This is a genomic window from Streptomyces sp. NPDC090083 (genome assembly GCF_044747445.1).
Classification (GTDB): domain Bacteria; phylum Actinomycetota; class Actinomycetes; order Streptomycetales; family Streptomycetaceae; genus Streptomyces.
This window is the reverse complement of sequence record NZ_JBIVED010000004.1, coordinates 55,363-79,648: the sequence shown is the minus strand read 5'-3', so window position 1 is coordinate 79,648 and position 24,286 is coordinate 55,363. Positions and strand designations below refer to the sequence as shown.

The 24,286-nt window shown below is 71.5% G+C and carries 2 protein-coding genes (1 of these 2 cut by a window edge); both read left to right on the top strand.

All coding sequences use genetic code 11. From position 1 onward, the window contains the following. On the top strand, positions 1-9,362 hold the 3' portion of the coding sequence (locus ACIPTO_RS15760; RefSeq protein ID WP_401192168.1) for a type I polyketide synthase. Its footprint begins 3,028 nt before the window's first position; only the last 9,362 of its 12,390 coding nucleotides appear in the window; the start codon falls outside the window, past its left edge; the stop codon is at positions 9,360-9,362. Then, positions 9,359-24,286: a type I polyketide synthase gene (locus tag ACIPTO_RS15755; protein ID WP_401193611.1), complete on the top strand. Its 14,928-nt coding sequence runs from the start codon at positions 9,359-9,361 to the stop codon at positions 24,284-24,286. Before ACIPTO_RS15760 ends, ACIPTO_RS15755 begins: the two co-directional genes overlap by 4 nt.

Below are 24,286 nucleotides of genomic sequence, written 5' to 3'. Positions count from 1 at the left end.
CCGACGAACCGATCGCGATCGTGTCGATGGGCTGCCGCTTCCCGGGCGGAGTCCGTGCGCCCGAGGACCTTTGGCGCCTGGTCCACGACGAGACCGACGCCATCTCGGCCTTCCCCGCCGACCGCGGATGGGACCTCGACGCCCTCTACGACACCGACCCCGACAGCACCGGCACGACCTATGTCCGAGAGGGCGGATTCCTGCATGACGCCGGGGAGTTCGACGCTTCCTTCTTCGGGATCTCGCCGCGTGAGGCGACCGCGATGGACCCGCAGCAGCGGCTGCTCCTGGAGACCACCTGGGAGACGGTCGAACGTGCGGGGCTCGACCCCCGCACCCTCCACGCCACCCCCACCGGCGTCTTCGTGGGAGCCACCGCACCCGAATACGGCCCCCGCCTCCACGAGGCCGGCGAAGCCGTCGAGGGCCACGTCCTCACCGGCACGACGACCAGTGTCGCGTCCGGGCGCATCGCCTACGCGCTGGGTCTGGAGGGTCCGGCGGTCACGGTCGACACGGCGTGTTCCTCGTCTCTGGTCGCACTCCATCTGGCAGTGCGCGCCCTGCGCTCCGGCGAGTGCTCACTCGCCGTCGCCGCCGGCGCCACCGTCATGTCCAGTCCCGGCATGTTCGTCGAGTTCAGCCGTCAGCGCGGCCTGGCCGCCGACGGCCGCTGCAAGCCCTTCGCCGCCGCCGCCGACGGCACCAACTGGGCCGAAGGCGTAGGGGTGTTGTTGCTGGAGCGCCTTTCGGACGCTGTGGCGCGGGGACACCAGGTGTTGGCGGTGGTGCGGGGTTCGGCGATCAACCAGGACGGTGCGTCGAACGGTCTGACGGCGCCGAACGGTCCTTCGCAGCAGCGGGTGATCCGAGCCGCGCTCGCTGATGCCGGTCTGTCGACCGCCGAGGTCGATGTAGTGGAGGCGCACGGTACGGGGACCCGGCTGGGTGACCCGATCGAGGCGCAGGCACTTCTCGCCACCTACGGCCAAGGGCGCGACGAGGAACGGCCGTTGTGGATCGGCTCCCTCAAGTCGAACATCGGCCATGCCCAGGCGGCGGCCGGCGTCGGTGGAGTCATCAAGATGGTGCAGGCGATGCGGGCCGGCCTCATGCCGAGGTCCTTGCACACCGATGCGTCCTCTCCGCTGGTCGATTGGTCGGCGGGCGCGGTGGAGTTGCTGGCGCAGGCGCGTGAGTGGGAGGCGGACGGTCGGCCGCGTCGGGCGGCGGTGTCGTCGTTCGGTATCAGCGGTACCAACGCCCACGTCATCCTCGAAGCCGCACCCGAAACGGTCGCACCTCAACTCCCCGAGCCGAGCACGGAAACCCCTCGCACTGACATCTCCCTCCCTTGGCTCGTCTCGGCCCGCACCCCGGCCGCGCTCGCCGAACAGGAGTCCCGGCTCGCACGGTTCGCCGCCGAGTCCCCCTCTCTGGACAGGACGGACGTGGCGTGGTCGTTGTGGCGGTCGCGGTCGGTGTTCGAGTGCCGGTCGGTGGTGGTGGCGGGTGAGTCGGTGTCGTCGGGTGCGGTGGTGGCGGCTTCTTCTTCTCCGGTGTTTGTGTTTCCGGGGCAGGGTGCGCAGTGGGTGGGGATGGCGGTGGAGCTTCTGGATTCCTCGCCGGTGTTCGCTGCGCGGTTCGCTGAGTGTGCTGCTGCGTTGGGTGAGTTCGCGGACTGGTCTCTCCTGGACGTCGTGCGCGGGGTGGAGGGTGCGCCGGGGTTCGACCGGGTGGATGTGGTGCAGCCGGTGTTGTGGGCGGTGATGGTGTCGCTTGCTGCCTTGTGGGAGTCGTTCGGTGTGAAGCCTGCCGCCGTGGTGGGTCATTCGCAGGGTGAGATTGCTGCTGCGGTGGTGGCGGGTGCGTTGAGTTTGCGTGATGGTGCGCGGGTTGTGGTGTTGCGGTCGCGGGCGATCGTGGCACTCGCTGGTCGTGGCGGCATGGTGTCCGTGGCCTTGAGTGCTGAAGGCACTGCCGAGTTGGTGGATCGCTGGGCGGGTCGTGTGTCGGTGGCCGCGGTGAACGGTCCGACGTCGACGGTTGTTTCTGGTGACGCCGATGCTTTGGATGAACTCGTCGTGCATGCCGAGGAGGTGGGTGTGCGGGTGCGGCGGATCGAGGTGGACTACGCCTCGCACTCCGCTCATGTCGAGGCGATCGAGGGCGAGTTGGCGGACGTGTTGGCTCCCGTCACGGCTCTGGAGCCCTCGGTCCCGTTCTTCTCTACGGTGACGGGCGAGTGGATCGGCGGTGCGGAGACGGATGCCGGTTACTGGTATCGCAACCTGCGCCAGACCGTGCAACTTCAGCCTGCCGTGGCCGCGTTGGTCGGGGCTGGGCATGGTGCGTTCCTGGAGATGAGTCCGCATCCGGTGTTGACCGTGCCGGTGGCGGAGACGGTCGAGGCGGCCGGTGCGGAAGCCCCTGTCGTCGGCTCGCTGCGTCGGGGTGAAGGTGGTCTGGAGCGGTTCTACCTCTCCCTCGGTGAGGCCTGGACGCGCGGTGTCGCTGTGGATTGGTCGCCGGTGTTCGACGGGCTGTCGCCGACTCGGGTCGAGTTGCCGACGTATGCCTTCCAGCGCAGTCGTTATTGGCTGGAGGTGCCGAAGGCGCAGGTGGTTGCTGATCCGGTGGAGGAGCGGTTCTGGCGGACGGTTGAGGAGGGTGATCTCGCGGGGTTGGCGGACACGCTCGGTGTCGAGGCGGGGCTGGAGAGTGTGGTGCCGGCCCTCGCCGCCTGGCGCACCGCACGCCGTGAACGCGGAGTGGTCGACGGCTGGCGGTACCGCGTGGAATGGCGGGCCCTGCCTGTCGCTGCCTCCGGTGCCGTCGAGGGAACGTGGCTGATCGTCGTACCCGCGCCGATGGAGGGCGATCGACTCGTCGTCGAAACGCTGGCGGAGTTCACGGCCCGCGGGGCTCGTGCCGTCGTCGTAGCCGCCGACTGCGGGTCCCTGGACCGAGAAGCTCTCGGCACCCTGCTCGGAGTCGACGAGGACTTCGCCGGGGTGCTGTCGCTGCTGGCCCTCGACGAGCGACCGCATCCGCGCCAGCCGGCCGTGCCGGTCGGGCTCGTCGGCACCCTCATGCTGCTGCAGGCCCTCGGCGACCGGGGAATCGACGCGCCTCTCTGGTGTGTGACCGAGGGCGCCGTGGCCGCAGGCGACGACGACGCACCGAGCGCACCCGCGCAGGCCGGTGTCTGGGGGATCGGCAGGACCGCGGCCCTTGAGCACCCCAAGCGGTGGGGCGGCCTCGTCGACCTCCCGGCGACCGGGACACAGGACGCTCTCGGCTCGCTGCTGGACGCCGTCACGGCCGGTACCACGGAAGACCAGGTCGCTCTCCGCGACGGCAGGATCTATGGCCGTCGGCTTGTCCACGCCGCCACCGGCGGTCGGTCGGCACCGCGTGACTGGCGCCCGCGTGGCACCGTGCTCGTCACCGGCGGGACCGGCGCCCTGGGTGCCCATGTCGCACGCTGGCTGGCCACGCGCGGAGCCGAACACGTCGTACTCACCGGCCGACGCGGCGACGGACCGCAGTTCGACGCGTTGCGCGACGAACTCACCCGGCAGGGCACCAGGATCACCGTCGCCGCCTGCGACACCGCAGATGGCGCGGCACTCACCAGCCTGGTCGACGGTCTCGCCGACGCCGGTGACCGAGTGCGTGCCGTGGTGCACGCGGCCGGCGTCAGCGTCCTCGGCCCGATCACGGAGACCGACGTCGACGACCTCGCCACCGTCCTCTCCGGCAAGGTCCTCGGTGCCGCTCACCTTGACGAGGCGCTTGACGCCGACCAACTCGACGCCGTCGTCTACTTCTCCTCGATCTCCGGCACGTGGGGCGTCGCCGACCACGCCGCCTACGGTGCCTCCAACGCGATCCTCGACGCCCTGGCCGCACGGCGCCGTGCCGATGGTGCGCCGGTGCTGTCCGTGGCCTGGGGTCCCTGGGCAGGCGGAGGCATGATCGCCGAGTCCGTCCAGGACGACCTGCGGCGCCGCGGAGTTCCCGTCATCGAGCCGGCCGCCGCGATCAGCGGACTCCAGCAGGCGCTGGACCAGGACGACACGGTCGTCGCGGTCGCCGATGTCGACTGGCGCCGGTTCGCGGAAGTCTTCACCTCGGTACGTGGCAGCGCCCTCCTCGCCGAACTGTCCGGCGTACGAGCCGAGTTGACGGACGCCGCGGTCGAGAGCGCGTCAAGCGACGAGACTCCCGCCGTGCTGCGCGAGATCGCCGTCCTGGAACCCGCACGGCGGACCACGGCACTGCGCACCCTGGTCGGCACCCACGTCGCATCGGTACTCGGGCACGCCGAAGGGGAGGCCATCAGCGTCGAGTCCGCCTTCAAGGAACTGGGCTTCGACTCCCTCACGGCCGTGGCACTCCGCGACCGACTGCACCGCGCCACGGGCCTGAAACTCCCCACCACCGTCGTCTTCGACCATCCCAGCATCTCCGCACTCGCCGCCTACCTCGACGAACTCGCCTTCGGTGGACGGGCCGTGGACGCGTCCCCCAGCACGGACATCGTGAGCGTGGAGGGCACGGCCGGCGGCTCCGAGGACGACGCCATCGCGATCGTGTCGATGGCCTGCCGCTTCCCGGGCGGTGTACGTGCCCCTGAGGACCTGTGGCGGCTCGTCGCCGACGGCGTGGACGCCATGACCCCGCTGCCCGCCGACCGCGGCTGGGACCTCGACGCCCTCTACGACGCCGACCCCGACCACCTCGGCACCAGTTACGTACTGGAAAGCGGATTCCTGGACGGGGCAGGGGAGTTCGACGCTTCCTTCTTCGGGATCTCGCCGCGTGAGGCGACCGCGATGGACCCGCAGCAGCGGCTGCTCCTGGAGACCACCTGGGAGACCCTGGAACGCGCGGGCATCGACCCGAAGACGCTGCGCGGCAGCTCGACCGGCGTCTACATCGGCCTCACCGACCAGGAGTACGCCACCCGGCTGCGCGTCGCGTCCGGAGACAACGAGGGCTACCTGGCCACCGGCGCGGCAGCCAGTGTCGCGTCCGGGCGTATCGCCTACGCGCTGGGTCTGGAGGGTCCGGCGGTCACGGTCGACACGGCGTGTTCCTCGTCTCTGGTCGCACTCCATCTGGCAGTGCGCGCCCTGCGCTCCGGCGAGTGCCGGCTTGCAGTGGCCGGCGCCGCCACCGTGATGTCGGGACCTGGCGCGTTTGTCGCCTTCAGCCGTCAGCGCGCCCTCGCTCCCGACGGCCGCTGCAAGCCCTTCGCCGCCGACGCGGATGGCTTCGCCCTGTCCGAGGGTGTGGGTGTTCTGCTGTTGGAGCGTCTGTCGGATGCTGTGGCGCGGGGGCATCAGGTGTTGGCGGTGGTGCGGGGTTCGGCGATCAATCAGGACGGTGCGTCGAATGGTCTGACGGCGCCGAACGGTCCTTCGCAGCAGCGGGTGATCCGAGCCGCGCTCGCTGATGCCGGTCTGTCGGCCGCCGAGGTCGATGTGGTGGAGGCGCACGGTACGGGGACCAAGCTGGGTGACCCGATCGAGGCGCAGGCGCTGCTTGCCACCTACGGTCAGGGGCGGGACGAGGAACGGCCGTTGTGGCTGGGTTCCGTGAAGTCCAACATCGGTCACACGCAGGCTGCTTCGGGTATGGCCGGGATCATCAAGATGGTGCAGGCCATGCGGCACGGCACCCTGCCACGGTCCCTCCGCGGCGACCAGCCCTCTCCGCTGGTTGATTGGTCGGCGGGTGCGGTGGAGTTGCTGGCGCAGGCGCGTGAGTGGGAGGCGGATGGCCGGCCGCGTCGGGCGGCGGTGTCGTCGTTCGGTATCAGCGGTACCAACGCCCACGTCATCCTCGAAGCGCCGCAGCACGAAGCCGATGACTCAGCGCCCTCCGAACGGAGTCCGGAGCGTGACGGAGCCGTCGTACCTCTCCTGACCTCCGCGCGCACTGAGGCGGCACTGGCCGCCCAGGTCCAGCAGTTGACCGCACACCTGGAGACCACTTCGGCCCATGCGGTCGACGTGGCGTGGTCGTTGTGGCGGTCGCGGTCGGTGTTCGAGTGCCGGTCGGTGATGGTGGCGGGTGCGTCGGTGTCGTCGGGTGCGGTGGTGGCGGCGGCTTCTTCTCCGGTGTTTGTGTTTCCGGGTCAGGGTGCGCAGTGGGTGGGGATGGCGGTGGAGCTGCTGGATTCTTCGCCGGTGTTTGCTGCGCGGTTCGCTGAGTGTGCTGCTGCGTTGGGTGAGTTCGCGGACTGGTCTCTCGTGGACGTCGTGCGGGGGGTGGAGGGTGCGCCGGGGTTCGACCGGGTGGATGTGGTCCAGCCGGTGCTGTGGGCGGTGATGGTGTCGCTCGCTGCCTTGTGGGAGTCGTTCGGTGTGAAGCCTGCTGCTGTGGTGGGTCATTCGCAGGGTGAGATCGCTGCTGCTGTGGTGGCGGGTGCGTTGAGTCTGCGCGATGGCGCGCGGGTGGTGGTGTTGCGGTCACGGGCGATCGTGGCACTCGCGGGCCGTGGCGGCATGGTGTCCGTGGCCCTGAGTGCTGAAGGCACTGCCGAGTTGGTGAACCGCTGGGCGGGTCGGGTCTCGGTGGCGGCCGTCAACGGTCCGACGTCGACCGTGGTGTCCGGTGACGCCGATGCCCTGGATGAACTCGTCGCGTATGCCGGGGAGTCGGGTATTCGAGCGCGACGGATCGAGGTGGACTACGCCTCGCACTCCGCTCATGTTGAGTCGATTGAGGGTGAGTTGGCGGATGTACTGGCTCCTGTTACGGCTCTGGAGCCGTCGGTCCCGTTCTTCTCGACGGTGACAGGTAAGTGGATCGGTGGTGCGGAGACGGATGCCGGTTACTGGTATCGCAACCTGCGCCAGACGGTCCAACTTCAGCCCGCCGTGGCCGCGTTGGTCGGGGCTGGACATGGTGCGTTCCTGGAGATGAGTCCGCATCCGGTGCTGACCGTCCCGATCGCCGAGACCGTCGAAGACGCGGGCGTGGATGCGGTGGTGGTTGGGTCGCTGCGCCGGGGTGAGGGTGGTCTGGGGCGGTTCTACCTCTCTCTCGGTGAGGCCTGGACGCGTGGTGTGTCGGTGGATTGGGCGCCGGTGTTCGAGGGATTGTCGCCGCGGCGTGTGGAGTTGCCGACGTATGCCTTCCAGCGCAGTCACTACTGGCTGGAGATGCCCAAGGCCCACGCTGTTGCCGACCCGGTGGAGGAGCGGTTCTGGCGGACAGTTGAGGAGGGTGATCTCGCGGGGTTGGCGGACACGCTCGGTGTCGAGGCGGGGTTGGAGAGCGTCGTGCCGGCCCTCGCCGCCTGGCGCACCGCACGCCGTGAACGAGGCGTCCTCGACAACTGGCGGTACCGCGTGACGTGGCAGCCCTACGCCACCTCGGACAGCGTTGCTCTCGACGGCACCTGGCTGCTCGTCGTGCCCGAGGGGAGCGCGGAGAGCGAGGTCGCCTTGCGGACGCGACGTGTTGTGGAGGAGTCGGGCGGGACGGTCGTACCGGTTGTCGTGCCCGAGCGGGCGGGGCGAGCGGTTCTCGGTGAACTGCTGAAGGCCGCCGTGGCCGCCGGTGATGCGCCTGTAGGTGTGCTGTCGTTGCTGGCGCTGGACGACCGGCCGGGCGCGCGTGGTCCGGGTGTCTCCAACGAGGTACTCCGTGCGATGGCGCTGAGTCAGGCCCTCGCCGACACCGCGATCCGTGCCGGTCTGTGGACGCTGACGCGCGGGGCCGTCGCCGTGGACGCCGAGGAGGTGCCGAGCACCGGTCAGGCCGCTGTGTGGGGTCTGCTCCGTGTGGCCGCGCTGGATGATCCCGAGCGGTCCGGTGGGCTGGTGGACCTGCCCGCGGACGGTGACAGTGATCCGCTGGCGCAGTTGCCCGCGCTGCTCGCGACGGGTGAAGTGCCGGGCGGCGAGACCGAGTTCGCGCTCCGTGCCGGGACGGTGGGTGCGCGGGTCCGGCGGATGGTGCGCTCGCCGCTGGCCGGCGGCGGCGATGTCCCCGCGTGGAAGCCGCGTGGCACCGTCCTCGTCACCGGCGGCACCGGCGCACTCGGCGCTCATGTGGCCAGGGACCTCGCCCGCGAGGGTGTGGAGCACCTGCTGCTGGTCAGTCGCCGCGGTCCCGGCGCGCCCGGCGCATCCGAGCTTGAGCGCGAACTCATCGAGCTGGGCTCCCGGGTGACCATCTCCGCCTGTGATGTCGCCGACCGGCAGGCGCTCACCGCGCTGTTGGACGTCGTACCCGCCGAGACTCCGCTCACGGCGGTCGTGCACACCGCGGGCGCCGTCGACCGGGCTCGACCGCTCACGGAGGTGGACACCGACGAGGCCGTCGACCTGATGCACGCCAAGGTCGTCGGCGCCCAGAACCTCCACGACCTGCTGGAATCACGGGAGTTGGACGCCTTCGTGCTCTTCTCCTCCGGCGCGGGAGTGTGGGGCAACGGCGGCCAGGGACCGTACGCGGCGGCCAACGCCCACCTCGACGCGCTCGCCGAACGACGCCGTGCCGCGGGACTCCCCGCCACCTCGATCGCCTGGGGCGCATGGGCCGGCGGCGGCATGGTCGACGCCGAAGTGGGAGAGCAGCTGTCCCGGCGCGGGGTGCCCGCGATGGAGCCGCGGCTCGCCGCGCGCGCCCTGCGGGAGTCGGTGGCCGCCGACGAGACGGCTGTCGTCGTGGCGGACATCCGCTGGGACAGGTTCGTCCCCGCCTACTGGGTCCACGGACAGCGGCCGCTCATCGAGCACATCCCGGACGTCCAGGCCCTGTTGGCCGTGCGAGAGGCCGAGGAGACGGCTGCGCGGGCGGCTGCTCCGACGACCGCGGCCGACGGGCTGCGCGGCGAACTGGGCGCGCTGTCCGCGGCCAAACGCAGGCGCAGGCTGGCCGAACTCGTCCGTACGCACGTGGAAGCCGTCCTCGGATCCGGGGCCGGTGACGGCGTCAAACCCGGCAGGTCCTTCCGCGACATGGGTTTCGACTCCCTGACCGCCGTGGAACTGCGCAACCGTCTCGGCGCCGCGCTCGGCACCAGGCTCTCCGCGACGCTCGTGTTCGACCATCCGACGCCGAACGCCCTCGCCGACCACCTGGGAGCGGAACTCTTCCCCCCGGACGACGCCGACCCCGTCGTGGACCCCCGGCTGCGCGAGATCGAGACGGCCTACCGCGCCACCGCCGATCCGATCGGTAGGAAGGAACTGGCCGACGCCCTGCGTGGCCTGCTCGACTCCTGGGCGACGACACCCCAGGACGAATCGGGCTCCCCGGACGTCGACGAGGAACTGGTCGGCGCCTCCGACGAGGACATGTTCGACCTGATCGACAAGGAACTCGGGATCTCCTGAGCGGACCCCACCGACACGACTTCCCGATTCTCGAAGGGCTGACTGGCATGGGCAACACGGACAACACCGAGGACAAGCTGCGGGACTACCTCAAGCGTGTCACCACGGACCTGCGGCAGACCCGCCGCAAGCTGACCGACCTGGAGACACGGGCGAGCGAGCCCATCGCCATCGTGGCCACCGCCTGCCACATGCCCGGCGGCGTGCGCGGCCCCGAAGACCTGTGGCGGATCGTCGCGGACGGTGTCGACACCGTCTCCGACCTGCCGACCGACCGCGGCTGGGACATCGAGGCGCTGTACGACCCCGATCCGGAGCGCATCGGCACCAGCTATGTCCGCCAGGGCTCCTTCCTGCACGACGCGGCCGAGTTCGACGCCCCCTTCTTCGAGATTTCGCCGCGTGAGGCGACCGCGATGGACCCGCAGCAGCGGCTGCTCCTCGAAACGACCTGGGAGGCGTTCGAGCGGGCCGGCATCGACCCCACGACCCTGCGCGGCAGTTCCACCGGCGTGTTCGTCGGCGCCAGCAACCAGGCCTACGCGCCCGACGGCACCAGCGCGCCCGAAGGCATCGAGGGTCACCTGCTGACCGGCGGGTCCGCCGCAGTCCTGTCGGGCCGCATCGCCTACAGCTTCGGCTTCGAGGGACCTGCCGTAAGCCTCGACACCATGTGCTCCTCCTCGCTGGTCGCCCTGCACCTGGCCATCCGGGCCCTGCGCTCCGGCGAGTGCTCCATGGCCGTCGCGGGCGGTGTCACCGTCATGGCCAGCATGCGCAACTTCGTCGAGTTCAGCCGTCAGCGCGGCCTGGCCGTCGACGGCCGCTGCAAGCCCTTCGCCGCCGGTGCCGACGGCACCGGCTGGGGCGAGGGCGTGGGTGTCCTGCTGCTGGAGCGTCTGTCGGATGCTGTGGCGCAGGGACATCAGGTGTTGGCGGTCGTGCGGGGTTCGGCGATCAACCAGGACGGTGCGTCGAACGGTCTGACCGCGCCGAACGGTCCCTCGCAGCAGCGGGTGATCCGTGCCGCGCTCGCCGACGCCGGACTCACGGCCGCGGACGTCGATGTGGTGGAGGCGCACGGTACCGGTACCAAGCTCGGTGACCCGATCGAGGCGCAGGCACTCCTCGCCACCTACGGCCGCGAGCGGGACGCCGAGAACCCGCTGCTGATCGGCTCTCTCAAGTCCAACATCGGCCACACACAGGCCGCTTCAGGTGTCGCGGGCATCATCAAGATGGTCGAGTCGCTGCGGCATGGCGTCGCCCCCAAGTCCCTCCACGGCGAAGAACTCACCCCGCACGTCGACTGGTCCTCCGGCACCCTGCGCCTTCTCACCGACGCCGTCGACTGGCCCGAGACGGGACGGCCCCGCCGCGCGGGCGTCTCCTCCTTCGGCGGCAGCGGCACCAACGCTCACGTCCTCCTCGAAGAGGCGCCGACCCTTGAAGCCGTTGAGGAAGCCTCTGCCGAAACAGGGACCGGGACCGGGACAGGGACAAAGGCAGGGACAGAGACGGCGTCGGCCGAAGCCGTTCTGCCCTGGCTGCTGTCGGCCCGCTCGGAAGCTGCGCTGAAGGAGCAGGCCCAACGCCTCCTGGACCGCGTCGAGTCCGCCGATCTGTCCGCCGCGGACGTCGCCCACATGCTCACGACTGGCCGCGCCGCCCTTGAAGAGCGCGCCGCCGTCATCGGCGCGGACCGCACGGACCTGGTGAACGGCCTGCGCGCTCTCGCCGCCGGCCAGCAGCCCACGACCACAGCCCGCGGCCTCACTGACAACCCCGGCACGAGCCTCGACCCGGTGTTCGTGTTTCCGGGTCAGGGTGCGCAGTGGGTGGGGATGGCGGTGGAGCTGCTGGATTCTTCGCCGGTGTTCGCTGCGCGGTTCGCTGAGTGTGCTGCTGCGTTGGGTGAGTTCGCGGACTGGTCTCTCCTGGACGTGGTGCGTGGGGTGGAGGGTGCGCCGGGGTTTGACCGGGTGGATGTGGTGCAGCCGGTGCTGTGGGCGGTGATGGTGTCGCTCGCTGCCTTGTGGGAGTCCTTTGGCGTGAAGCCCGCTGCTGTGGTGGGTCATTCGCAGGGTGAGATTGCTGCCGCGGTGGTGGCGGGTGCGTTGAGTCTGCGTGATGGTGCGCGGGTGGTGGTGTTGCGGTCGCGGGCGATCGTGGCGCTGGCCGGCCGTGGCGGGATGGTGTCCGTGGCCCTGAGTGCTGAAGGCACTGCCGGGTTGGTGGATCGCTGGGCGGGTCGGGTCTCGGTGGCTGCCGTCAACGGCCCGACATCGACGGTTGTTTCCGGTGACGCCGATGCCCTGGATGAACTCGTCGCCTATGCCGGGGAGTCGGGCGTTCGAGCGCGACGGATCGAGGTGGACTACGCCTCGCATTCAGCTCATGTCGAGTTGATCGAGGGTGAGTTGGCGGACGTGCTGGCTCCCGTCACGGCCCTTGAGCCCTCGGTTCCGTTCTTCTCGACGGTGACGGGCGAGTGGATCGACGGCCCGGATACGGATGCGGGCTACTGGTATCGCAACCTGCGTCAGACCGTTCAACTCCAGCCCGCCGTAGCCGCGTTGCTCGCGGAGGGGCATGGTGCGTTCCTGGAGATGAGTCCGCACCCGGTGCTGACCGTCCCGGTGGCGGAGACCGTCGAGGCGGCTGGTGCGGAGGCCCCTGTCGTCGGCTCGCTGCGCCGTGGCGAGGGTGGTCTGGAGCGGTTCTACCTCTCCCTCGGTGAGGCCTGGACGCGTGGTGTCGCTGTGGACTGGGCGCCGGTGTTCGACGGGTTGTCGCCGCGTCGGGTCGAGTTGCCGACGTATGCCTTCCAGCGCAGTCGTTACTGGCTGGAGATGCCCAAGGCTCACGCTGTCGCCGACCCGGCCGAGGAGCGGTTCTGGCGGACGGTCGAAGAAGGCGACGCGGAGGAACTCGCGCGGACGCTCGGGCTGGACGCCACCGACGGCCTCGGCGAGCTCATCCCGGCGCTCTCTTCCTGGCACCGCGGTCGGCAGGGCCGGGCCCGGCTGGACAACTGGCGGTACCGGGTCGTGTGGCGCCCGCATCACCTTCCCGACGATGCCACGCTCGAAGGCACCTGGCTGCTCGTCGTACCCGAAGAGCATGCGCTGTCACCGCTGGTCGAGGGCGTCACCGACATCCTGAGCCGGGCGGGCGCGACCACCGTCACCTTCGCCATGGCCGCCGACGACCTGGACCGCGAACAGATCGCCGCCCGGCTCACCGAGGCCGTTGCAGGCGCCGACCCCGCTTCCTCCGTGCGGGGAGTCGTGTCCCTGCTGGCCCTTGACGAGCGCCTGGCCGAGTCCCACCCGGGCGCCACCGTGGGCATGGTCTCCTCGCTGCTCCTGGTGCAGGGCCTGCTGGACGCCGGTGTCGAGGCCAGGACGTGGTTCCTGACCAACGGTGCCGTCACCACCGGCACAGACGGCGACCTCGTGAACCACCCGGTGCAGGGCGCTCTGTGGGGACTCGGACGCGTCGTCGCCCTGGAGCAGCCGCGCCGCTGGGGCGGGCTCGTCGATCTCTCCTCGGTGTCCGACCCCGACCTCGCACGCGCGCTGGTCGCAGTACTCGCGTCCGAGGGTGAGGAGGATCAGGTCGCTCTGCGCGGAGACAGCGCCTACGTCCGGCGGCTCATCCGTACGCCTCTCGCCGGTCGCCGTGCCTCCCGTCCGTGGAGCACCAGCGGCGCCGCACTGATCACCGGAGGGACCGGCGGGCTGGGCGCTCACACCGCCCGGCTGCTCGCCCGCAAGGGCGCCGAGCACCTCGTGCTGACCAGTCGCCACGGTGCCGAGGCACCCGGCGCGGAGGAACTGCGCGCGGAACTGACCGGGCTGGGCTGCCGGGTGACCATCGCCGCCTGCGACGTTGCCGACCGTGACGCGCTGCGCCGACTCGTCGAAGAGGTCGAGGCCGAAGGCCCCGCGATCCGTACCGTCGTGCACACCGCCGGCGTCGGCATGCTCGCCCCCCTCGCCGACACCGACCTCGACTTCTTCGCCGAGGGCGCCCGCGCCAAGCTGCTCGGTGCCCTCAACCTCGATGAGCTCTTCGACCACGACCGGCTGGACGCCTTCGTCCTGTACTCCTCCGTGGCCGGTACCTGGGGCAGCGGCGACCACGGCGCCTACTCCGCCTCGAACGCGTACGTCGACGCCCTCGCCGACCACCGCAGGGCCCGCGGGCTGACCGGTCTGTCCCTGGCATGGGGCATCTGGAGCCCGGAAGGCGGCGGCATGGCCGTCAACGTCGTACGGGAACAACTGCGCTGGCGTGGCATCCCGTTCATGGACGCCGACCTGGCCGTCGCGGGTCTTGAGCAGGCACTCGACCACGACGAGTCCTTCCTCGCCGTCGCCGACATCGACTGGGAGCGGTTCGTTCCGGTCTTCACCGCCGCGCACCCCCGGCCGCTGCTGCACGAGGTCCCCGAGGTCGCCGAGGCGATGCGGGCGGACGAGGCGGTCCTCGACCAGTCCGCCGAGCGAGCCGGCGGACTGCGCGCGGAACTCGCCGGCCTCAACGCCGCCGAACGCGACCGCGCCCTGACCGACGTCGTGCGCACCCAGGTCGCCGCCGTCCTCGGCTATGCCGACGGCACCGATGTCGCCGCCACCCGTGCGTTCCGCGAGCTCGGCTTCGACTCGCTGACCGCCGTCGAACTGCGCAACCGCCTCAACAAGGCGACCGGGCTCGCGCTGCCCGCCACCATCGTCTTCGACCACCCCAACGTCCGCGACCTCGTGCGTCATCTGCGCGGCCACCTCGTCGACGACACCGCCGAGGACCGGCCCTCCGCTCTTCCGGCCGTTCCGGCGGCAGCCCGCGTGACCCACGAGGACGAGCCGATCGCCATCGTCTCCATGGGCTGCCGCTTCCCTGGTGGAGTCCACTCGCCCGACGACTTCTGGCGGCTCGTGCTCGACGAGACCGACGCGATATCGGCGCTGCCCGCCGACCGCGGCTGGGACGTGGACAACCTGTACGACCCCGATCCGGACCGGGCGGGAACCACCTACGCCCGAGACGGCGGATTCCTGCACGACGCGGGGGAGTTCGACGCTTCCTTCTTCGGGATCTCGCCGCGTGAGGCGACCGCGATGGACCCGCAGCAGCGGCTGCTCCTGGAGACCACCTGGGAGACCCTGGAGCGGGCCGGCATCGCCCCCGACAGCCTGCGCGGCAGCGACACCGGCGTCTTCGTCGGAGTCTCCCACCAGGGGTATGGAGCGAGCGGGGAGGTGCCTGAGGGACTCGAAGGCCACCTCATCACCGGCACCGTGACCAGCATCGCCTCCGGCCGTATCTCCTACACGCTCGGCCTGGAGGGACCGGCCGTGACCATGGACACCGGCTGCTCCTCCGCACTTGTCGCCATGCACCTGGCCATGCGTTCCCTACGGTCGGGCGAGTGCTCCCTCGCACTGACCGGCGGTGCGGCCGTCATGGGCGAGCCCATCGGCCTGGTCGGCTTCAGCCGCCAGCGCGGTCTCGCCGTCGACGGCCGCTGCAAGGCCTTCGGCGCGGAGGCCGACGGCATGGGCATGGCCGAGGGTGTGGGTGTCGTGCTGCTGGAGCGTCTTTCGGATGCTGTGGCGCGGGGGCATCAGGTGTTGGCGGTGGTGCGTGGTTCGGCGATCAATCAGGACGGTGCGTCGAACGGTCTGACCGCGCCGAACGGGCTGTCACAACAGCGGGTGATCCGGGCGGCGTTGGCCGATGCCGGGTTGTCGGTGGCCGACGTCGATGTGGTGGAGGCGCACGGTACGGGAACCAAGCTGGGTGACCCGATCGAGGCGCAGGCGCTGCTTGCCACGTACGGTCAGGGGCGGGACGAGGAACGGCCGTTGTGGCTGGGTTCCGTGAAGTCCAACATCGGTCACACGCAGGCTGCTTCGGGTATGGCCGGGATCATCAAGATGGTGCAGGCCATGCGGCACGGCACCCTGCCGAAGTCCCTGCACACCGAGCAGCTCTCCCCGATCGTCGACTGGTCCACGGGACAGGTCGAGATCCTCACCGAGACGCGGCCCTGGGAACGCGACGACCGTCCCCGCCGCGCCGGCGTCTCCTCCTTCGGAGTCAGCGGCACCAACGCGCACATCATCCTCGAAGAACCCGAGCCGCTCCCTCCGCGGGACTCGACAGCCGACCGTGCCGACACGGTCGTACCGTGGCTCCTGTCCGCCCGTTCGGCCAAGGCGCTGCGGGCCCAGGCCGAGCAACTCCTCGACCACCTGGAGAACGCGACCGGCGATCCCGTCGACATCGCCCACTCCCTGCTGACCGGCCGCGCGGCCCTTGAGGAGCGCGCCCTCGTCGTCGGCGCCGACCGCGACAGTCTCGTCGACTCACTGCGCGGCCTCGCCACCAGTACTTCCGACACACGGCTCGCACGCGGAACGGCCCACCGCATCGGCGACACCGTCGACCCGGTGTTCGTGTTTCCGGGTCAGGGTGCGCAGTGGGTGGGGATGGCGGTGGAGCTTCTGGATTCCTCGCCGGTGTTCGCCGCGCGGTTCGCTGAGTGTGCTGCTGCGTTGGGTGAGTTCGCGGACTGGTCTCTCCTGGACGTCGTGCGCGGGGTGGAGGGTGCGCCGGGGTTCGACCGGGTGGATGTGGTCCAGCCGGTGCTGTGGGCGGTGATGGTGTCGCTTGCAGCCTTGTGGGAGTCCTTCGGCGTGAAGCCCGCCGCCGTGGTGGGTCATTCGCAGGGTGAGATCGCTGCTGCGGTGGTGGCGGGTGCGTTGAGTTTGCGTGATGGTGCGCGGGTTGTGGTGTTGCGGTCGCGGGCGATCGTGGCACTCGCGGGCCGTGGCGGCATGGTGTCCGTGGCCCTGCGTGCTGAAGGCACTGCCGAGTTGGTGGAACGCTGGGCGGGTCGTGTGTCGGTGGCCGCGGTCAACGGTCCGACGTCGACCGTTGTTTCCGGTGACGCCGATGCCCTGGATGAACTGGTCGCGTATGCCGGGGAGTCGGGCATCAGGGCACGGCGGATCGAGGTGGACTACGCCTCGCACTCCGCTCATGTCGAGGCGATCGAGGAGGAGTTGGCGGACGTGCTGGCTCCCGTCACGGCTCTGGAGCCCTCGGTCCCGTTCTTCTCGACCGTGACAGGCAAGTGGATCGGCGGTGCGGAGACGGACGCCGGTTACTGGTATCGCAACCTGCGCCAGACGGTCCAACTTCAGCCTGCCGTGGCCGCGTTGGTCGAAGCCGGGCATGGCGCGTTCCTGGAGATGAGCCCGCATCCGGTGCTGACCGTCCCGGTGGCGGAGACGGTCGAGGCGGCCGGTGCGGAAGCCCCTGTCGTCGGCTCGCTGCGCCGGGGTGAAGGTGGTCTGGAGCGGTTCTACCTCTCCCTCGGTGAGGCCTGGGCACATGGTGTCTCGGTGGATTGGTCGCCGGTGTTCGAGGGACTGTCGCCGACTCGGGTCGAGTTGCCGACGTACGCCTTCCAGCGCAGTCACTACTGGCTGGAGCCGGCAGCCGCGCCGGTTGTGTCCGGCGGTGACGGGTTCGGTGGCGGTCTTCTTGACGAGGGGTTCTGGAACAGCGTCGAGAGTCATGACCTGGATTCCCTGGCCGACAGCCTGGGGCTTGAGGACGTGCGTTCGCTCGCCGAGGTGGTGCCCGCGCTGTCCTCGTGGCGGCGCGACCGGCTCAACCACTCGACCCTCGACGGCTGGCGCTACCGGATCGCCTGGCGCCCCCGCAGCGATCAGCCCTCGCGCGACCAGGAGCTCGCGGGCACCTGGTTGGTGGTCGTGCCGGCCGGGCACGAGAACGAGTCCCTGGTGCGGGAGGTGTCGGCCGCTGTCGGTGAGCGGTCCGCCGACGTCCGCGTCCTCGTCGTCGACGGTCGGGCCGCGGAACGCGACCGTATGGCCGAACTCCTCCGCGAGCGGATCGACGGCGCCGAGATCGGTGGCGTGCTGTCGCTGCTCGCGCTGGACGAGTCCCCGTGGTCGGAGGAGGGCGTGCAGCCCACCGGCCTGGTGCTGACCGCGAGCCTGCTCCAGGCGCTCGGTGACGTCCGGCTCGACGCCCCGGTGTGGTGCGCGACCCGCGGCGCGGTCTCCGTGCACCGGGGTGACCGTCTCAACAGTCCGTTGCAGGCGATGAGTTGGGGTCTCGGCCGGATCGCCGCCCTGGAATACCCGCAGCGCTGGGGCGGTCTCGTCGACCTGCCCGCCGCGCTCGACGCCCGGTCGGCGCGCAGGCTGGTCGGTGCGCTGACCGGGACGCTGGAGGAGGACCACTTGGCGGTGCGGGCCTCCGGGCTCTTCGCCCGGCGGCTGGTCCGGGCCGGCGACGGACCGCGGCCCGAAGGGAGGTGGCGTCCGTCGGGCACCGTCCTGGTCACCGGCGGCACCGGCGGCCTCGGTCGGCACGTGTCCCGCTGGCTCGCCCGCGGTGGCGCCGAGCATCTGGTGCTGGCCTCGCGACGCGGCCCGGACGTGCCGGATGCCGTCGAACTCGTCGCCGAACTGGCGGAGTTGGGCAGCACGGCGACCGTCGTCGCCTGCGATGTCGCCGACGCCGAGGCGGTCCGGCGGCTCGTCGACGACCTGCCCGGAGGCGGCACTCTCTCGGCGGTGGTGCACACCGCGGGCGTCATCGACGACGGGCTCATCGACACCCTCACCCCGCAGCGTGCCCACGGCGTCCTGCGGCCCAAGGCCGACGCCGCACTCGCTCTCGACGCCGCGACCCGGCACCTCGACCTCGACGCGTTCGTCCTGTTCTCCTCCATGGCGGGCACCCTCGGCGGCCCCGGACAGGGGAGTTACGCCGCGGCCAACGCCTTCCTCGACGCCCTGGCCGCGCGCCGCAGGGCAGAGGGGTTGCCCGCCACGTCCATCGGCTGGGGAACCTGGGCCGGCGGAGGCATGGTCGGGGAGGAGGTCGCGGAGCGGCTCCGCCGGGACGGAGTACCCCCGATGGACCCCGAACTGGCCATCGCCTCCCTGCAGAAGGCGCTCGAACAGGACGAGGAGTTCCTGATCGTCGCCGATGTCGACTGGAGGATGATCACCGCGCGGGCGTTCGCCGCGCTGCGGGAGTTCCCGGAGGCCCAGGCGGCGCTCGCCCGGAAGCCCGTGGAGAAGGAGGCCGACTCCGTCGACGGCCCGCCGCTCGTCAAGCGGCTCGCGGGTCTGGCCCCGGCGGAGCGCCGTGCCGCACTGGTCGCCGAGATCCGCGCGCAGGCCTCCGCGGTGCTCGGTCACTCGGATCCCGAGGCCGTTCCGGACGGGCGTGCCTTCCGTGACGTGGGCTTCGACTCGCTGACCGCCGTAGAACTGCGCAACAGGTTCGCGGAGGCCACCGGGCTGCGGCTGCCGGTCACGCTCGCGTTCGACCACCCCTCCGCCGGCGCTCTCGCCGCCTACCTGGACGCGGAGTTGTTCGGTACCGACGCGGGTGCCGACTCCGTAGCCGCGCTGCCGACGGCCGCCGTGGACGACGACCCGATCGTCATCGTGGGCATGAGCTGCCGCTTCCCGGGCGGAGTGACCTCGCCGGAGGAGTTGTGGCAGCTGGTCGCGGACGGCACCGACGCGATCACGCCGTTCCCCGCCGACCGGGGCTGGGACGTCGAGAACCTCTACGACCCCGACCCCGACCGCATCGGGCACTCGTACGCCCGGCACGGCGGCTTCCTGCACGACGCCGACCGCTTCGATCCCGCCTTCTTCGGGATCGCGCCCCGCGAGGCCGTCGCCATCGACCCGCAGCACCGGCTGCTCCTCGAAACGTCATGGGAGGCGTTCGAACGCGCCGGGATCGACCCGGACAGTGTCCGCGGCGCCCGGGCCGGCGTGTTCGTCGGATCGAACTACAACGACTACGGCAGCCGCGCCCGCACGGCACCGGAGGAACTGGAGGGTTACCTCGCCACCGGCAGCGCCGGCAGTGTCGCCTCGGGCCGCATCGCCTACACCTTCGGCCTGGAGGGGCCCGCGGTCACCGTCGACACCGCCTGCTCCTCCTCCCTGGTCGCCCTGCACCTCGCCGTACAGGCGCTCCGGTCAGGGGAGTGCGAACTCGCCCTGGCCGGCGGTGTCACCGTGATCTCCACCCCGGACACCTTCGTCGAGTTCAGCCGGCAGCGCGCCCTGTCCCCGGACGGACGCTGCAAGCCGTTCTCCGCCGACGCGGACGGCGCCGGCTGGGCCGAGGGCGTCGGTCTGCTCCTGCTGGAGCGGCTGTCCGACGCCCGCCGCCTCGGGCACCCCGTGCTCGCCTCCGTCGCCGGTACGGCCGTCAACCAGGACGGCGCCTCCAACGGCCTCACCGCGCCCAGCGGTCCAGCCCAGCAGCGGGTCATCCGGCAGGCGCTGGCCTCCGCCGGACTCTCTCCGGCCGATGTCGACGCGGTGGAGGCGCACGGCACCGGCACCACCCTCGGCGACCCCATCGAGGCGCAGGCCCTGATGGCCGTCTACGGCCAGGAGCGGCCGGCCGAACGGCCGCTGTGGCTCGGCGCGCTGAAGTCCAACATCGGTCACACGCAGGCCGCGTCCGGTGTCGCGGGCATCATCAAGATGGTGATGGCGATGCGGCACCGCGTCCTGCCGCGCACGCTGCACGCCGATCGTCCGTCCCCGCACGTCGACTGGTCGTCCGGAGCCGTACGCCTGCTGCACGAAGAGCGCGACTGGGCGCCCGGTGACGCCCCGCGCCGGGCCGGCGTCTCCTCCTTCGGCGTCTCCGGCACCAACGCGCACGTCATCCTCCAGGAGCCGGACCTGCCCGCGACACCGGACTCCCAGCCGGCCGAGAACGGTTCCCGCGCCCTGCCGTGGCTGCTGTCCGCCCGGGGCACCGGCGCGCTGCGCGCCCAGGCCCGACGGCTCCTCGACCACATCGCCGCCCGCCCGGACACGGCCCCGGCGGACCTGGCCCTCTCCCTGGCCACCACCCGCTCCCACCACGGGGACAGGGCCGCCGTCACCACCGACGACACCGCCGTCCTCACCGAGGCACTCACCGCGCTCGCGGAGGGCCGGGAGCACCCGCTGCTGACCACCGACCGGGCGCGCGGCGGCAGGGTCGCCTTCCTGTTCTCCGGCCAGGGCAGCCAGCAGGCCGCCACCGGCCGCGCCCTCTACAGCCGCTACGACGTCTTCGCCGACGCCCTCGACGATGTCTGCGCCCATCTCGACGCCGACCTCGAACTGCCCCTGCGCGACGTCCTGTTCGCCGAGAAGGACACCCCCGAGGCGGCCCACCTGGACCGCACCGCCTACACGCAGGCCGCACTCTTCGCTGTCCAAGTCGCCCTGTACCGGCTGCTGGAGAGCCTGGGCGTACGGCCCGACGTGCTGCTCGGCCACTCCGTCGGCGAGATCGCCGCGGCCCATGTCGCTGGAGTCCTCTCGCTGGAGGACGCCTGCCGACTCGTCGCCGTACGCGGGAAACTCATGGAGAACCTGCCCACGGGCGGCGTCATGATCTCCGTGCAGGCCGGTGCCGACGAGGTGGCGCCACTCGTCTCGGCCCACGAGGGCCGGGTGACCGTCGCGGCGTTCAACGGCCCGCTCGGGACCGTCCTGTCCGGCGACGAGGAAGCCGTCACCGCGGTGGCGGCCGGTCTCGCCGCCCAGGGCCGCAAGACCCACCGCCTCAACGTCGGCCACGCCTTCCACTCGCACCACATGGACGGCATGCTCGACGAGTTCGCCGCGCACACCGCGCTCATGGGCCACTCCGGACCCGCCCTGCCCATGGTCTCCACGGTCACCGGACGCGCCGTCACCAGCGACGAACCCCTCGACGGCGCCTACTGGGTACGCCAGGTGCGTGAGCCGGTCCGCTTCCGCGACGGGATCCGCACCCTGGAGGAACAAGGCGTCACCACCTACGTCGAGATCGGTCCCGGCGGTGTCCTCACCGCGCTCGCCGGGGACTGCGTCGACGGCGACGCCACCCTCGTGGCCACGCTGCGACGCGACGAGGAAGAGGACGGATCGCTCACCTCGGCCCTCACCCGGCTGCACAGCCACGGCCACCGGGTGGACTGGGCCGCCTGGTTCGCCGCCACCGGAGCCGGCCGCACCGATCTGCCCACCTACGCCTTCCAACGGCGCAGCTACTGGCTGGAGGCGACCGGCTCCGACAGCACCCGCACCGATCTGGACCCGGTACGCCACCACCTGCTCACCGCGGCCGTACCCCTCGCCGACGGCTCCGGCGTCGTGCTGACGGGAACCGTCTCCGTGGACGACAGGCCCTGGCTCGCCGACCACGCGCTGGAGGGCCGGATCCTCTTCCCCGGTACCGCCTTCCTCGACCTCGCCATGGAGGCATGCGCCCACGTCGGCGCCGTCCGGATCGGCGACCTGACCCTCCAGACACCGCTGGTGCTCCCCGAACACGGCAGCGTCCGCATCCAGGTGTCCGTCGGCACTCCCGACGGCAACGGAGACCGCACCCTCGCGGTGCACTCCCGTCCCGGCACCGGGGACACCTGGACCCGGCACGCCGACGGCACGCTCAGCGACACGCCCGCGGCCACCGCTCCCGTGCCGCCGTCCGCTTCCTGGCCGCCCCCGGGCGCCGTTCCGCTGGAGGTGAGCGACCTGTACGAACGCATCGCCGCCGCCGGATTCGCCTACGGCCCCGCCTTCCGCGGGCTGCGCGCGGCCTGGCGCGACGGTGACGACGTGTACGCGGAGATCGCCCCCGAGGACGGCGAGCACCTCCAGGGCACCGACCGCTTCCGCGTGCACCCCGCCCTGCTCGACGCGGCACTGCACACGGTGGCACTCGCCGCGGCCGAAGGCGCCGGCACCGTCCTGCCGTTCACCTTCTCCGACGTCACCCCGCACTCCGCAGGCGCCACCGCCCTGCGGGTGCGCCTCACCCCGGCCGGCGAGCACACCTACCGGGTGAGCCTGCTCGACGGCGCCGGACAGCCGGTCGCCGACATCGACGCGCTCGCCCTGCGCCCCGTGGACACCAACACCCTCCCCTCCGCCCCCGGCCGGGGAGCACTCCACCGCGTCCGCTGGACGCCGCTCGGGCTCGGCACCCCGCCCGCGGACACACTCCACCTCGTCGGCGAGGTGAACCCGCCCGCCACCGAGGCACTCGCGAGCGCCGTCCGCCACACGGACGCCACCGCGCTGCACACGGCCACGGCCGGGGCAGCCGTACCGGCGACGGTCCTGGCCGCCGTGCCCACCACCGACCCGGACGCCGACCTCACCGCGGCAACCCGGCACACCACCCGTCACGCCCTCGCCCTGGTCACCGACTGGCTCGCCCAGGACGGCCTGGCGGGCTCCCGGCTGGTGGTGCTTACCCGGCACGCCGTCACCACCGGCCCCGAGGACGCGCCGCGCACGGACCCCGCACAGGCCGCCGTCTGGGGCCTGATCCGCGCGGCCCGCGCCGAGAACCCGGGCCGGTTCGCGCTCGTCGACCACGACGGCAGCGCCGCCTCCCTGGCGCGGCTGCCGGCCGTACTGGCCCTCGGCGAGAGCGAGATCGCCCTGCGCGACGGCACCGCGCTCGCCCCCCGGCTCACCCCGGTGAGCGGGCCCGCCGAAGCCTCCGACGGCATCCCCGCGGACGGCACCGTGCTGGTCACCGGAGCCGGCGGCGTCCTGGGCCGGGAGATCTCCCGCCACTTGGTCACCGCCCACGGAGTCCGCTCGCTGGTGCTGGCCGGACGCCGGGGCGCGGCGGCCGAGGGCATGGCGGAACTCCGCGACGAACTCGCCGCCCTCGGGGCCCGGATCACCGTCGCGGCCTGCGATGTCGCCGACCGCGACGGACTCACCGCCCTGCTCGGTGACATCCCCGCCGACCGCCCGCTGTCCGCCGTCTTCCACACCGCGGGTGTCCTCGACGACGGCATCGTGCAGTCACTGACCCCCGAACGCGTCGACACGGTGCTGCGCACCAAGGCCGACGCCACCGTCCTGCTGGAGGAACTCACCCGCGACAACGGCGCCACGCTCGTCCTGTTCTCCTCCATCGCCGGCACCCTCGGCGGCGTCGGACAGGCCAACTACTCGGCCGCCAACGCCTTCCTCGACGCCTTCGCCGCCCGCCGTACCGCCGACGGGCGCCGCGTACAGTCCCTCGCCTGGGGGCTGTGGGCCCAACGCAGCGGCATGACAGGCAAGTTGGGTGAGGCAGACCTGCGCCGTATCGCCCGCAGCGGAGTCCGTCCCATGGCGACCGACGACGCGCTCGCCCTGCTCGATCTGGCGCTGCGCTCCCCGGAGCCGTACTACGCGCCCGCCGACCTCGACCCGGCGGCGCTGCGTGCCTCGGACGGATCGGTGCCCGACATGGCCGCCGGCCTCGTCCCGGCCCGCACCCGACGCCCTGCCGCCCCCGTGGACACCGCGCCGACGGCACCCGCCGGAAGCGAGCTGCCCGCCCGCCTCGCCCAACTCCCGTCCGGCGAACGGCACACCGCGGTCCTGGACGCCGTACTCGCCCAGGCCGCCCTGGTCATCGGGCTCGACAGCCCGGACTCCCTCGACCCTGAAGGAGGGTTCCTGGACAGCGGGTTCAACTCGCTGACCGCGGTCGAACTGCGCAACCGGATCGGCGCCCTCGCCGGAGTACGGCTGCCCGCGACCCTCATGTTCGACTACCCCACCCCGGAGCGCCTCGCCGCGCACCTCCTGGAACGCATCGACCCCGGAACACCGTCGGCCACCTCGCCGGTCCTCGATCAACTCGACGCGCTGGAAGCCCAGTTCACGATCACGGAACTGGACGCGGGCGTGCAGGAGCGGCTGCGCGGCAGGCTCAACGGCCTGCTGGCCCGACTGGACGCCGCCGGCGGACAGCCGACGCAGGCCGCGCCCGAGGACGAGGTCTCCGACGACGAACTGCTCGCCTTCCTGCAAGGCGACCCCGACCAGACCTGA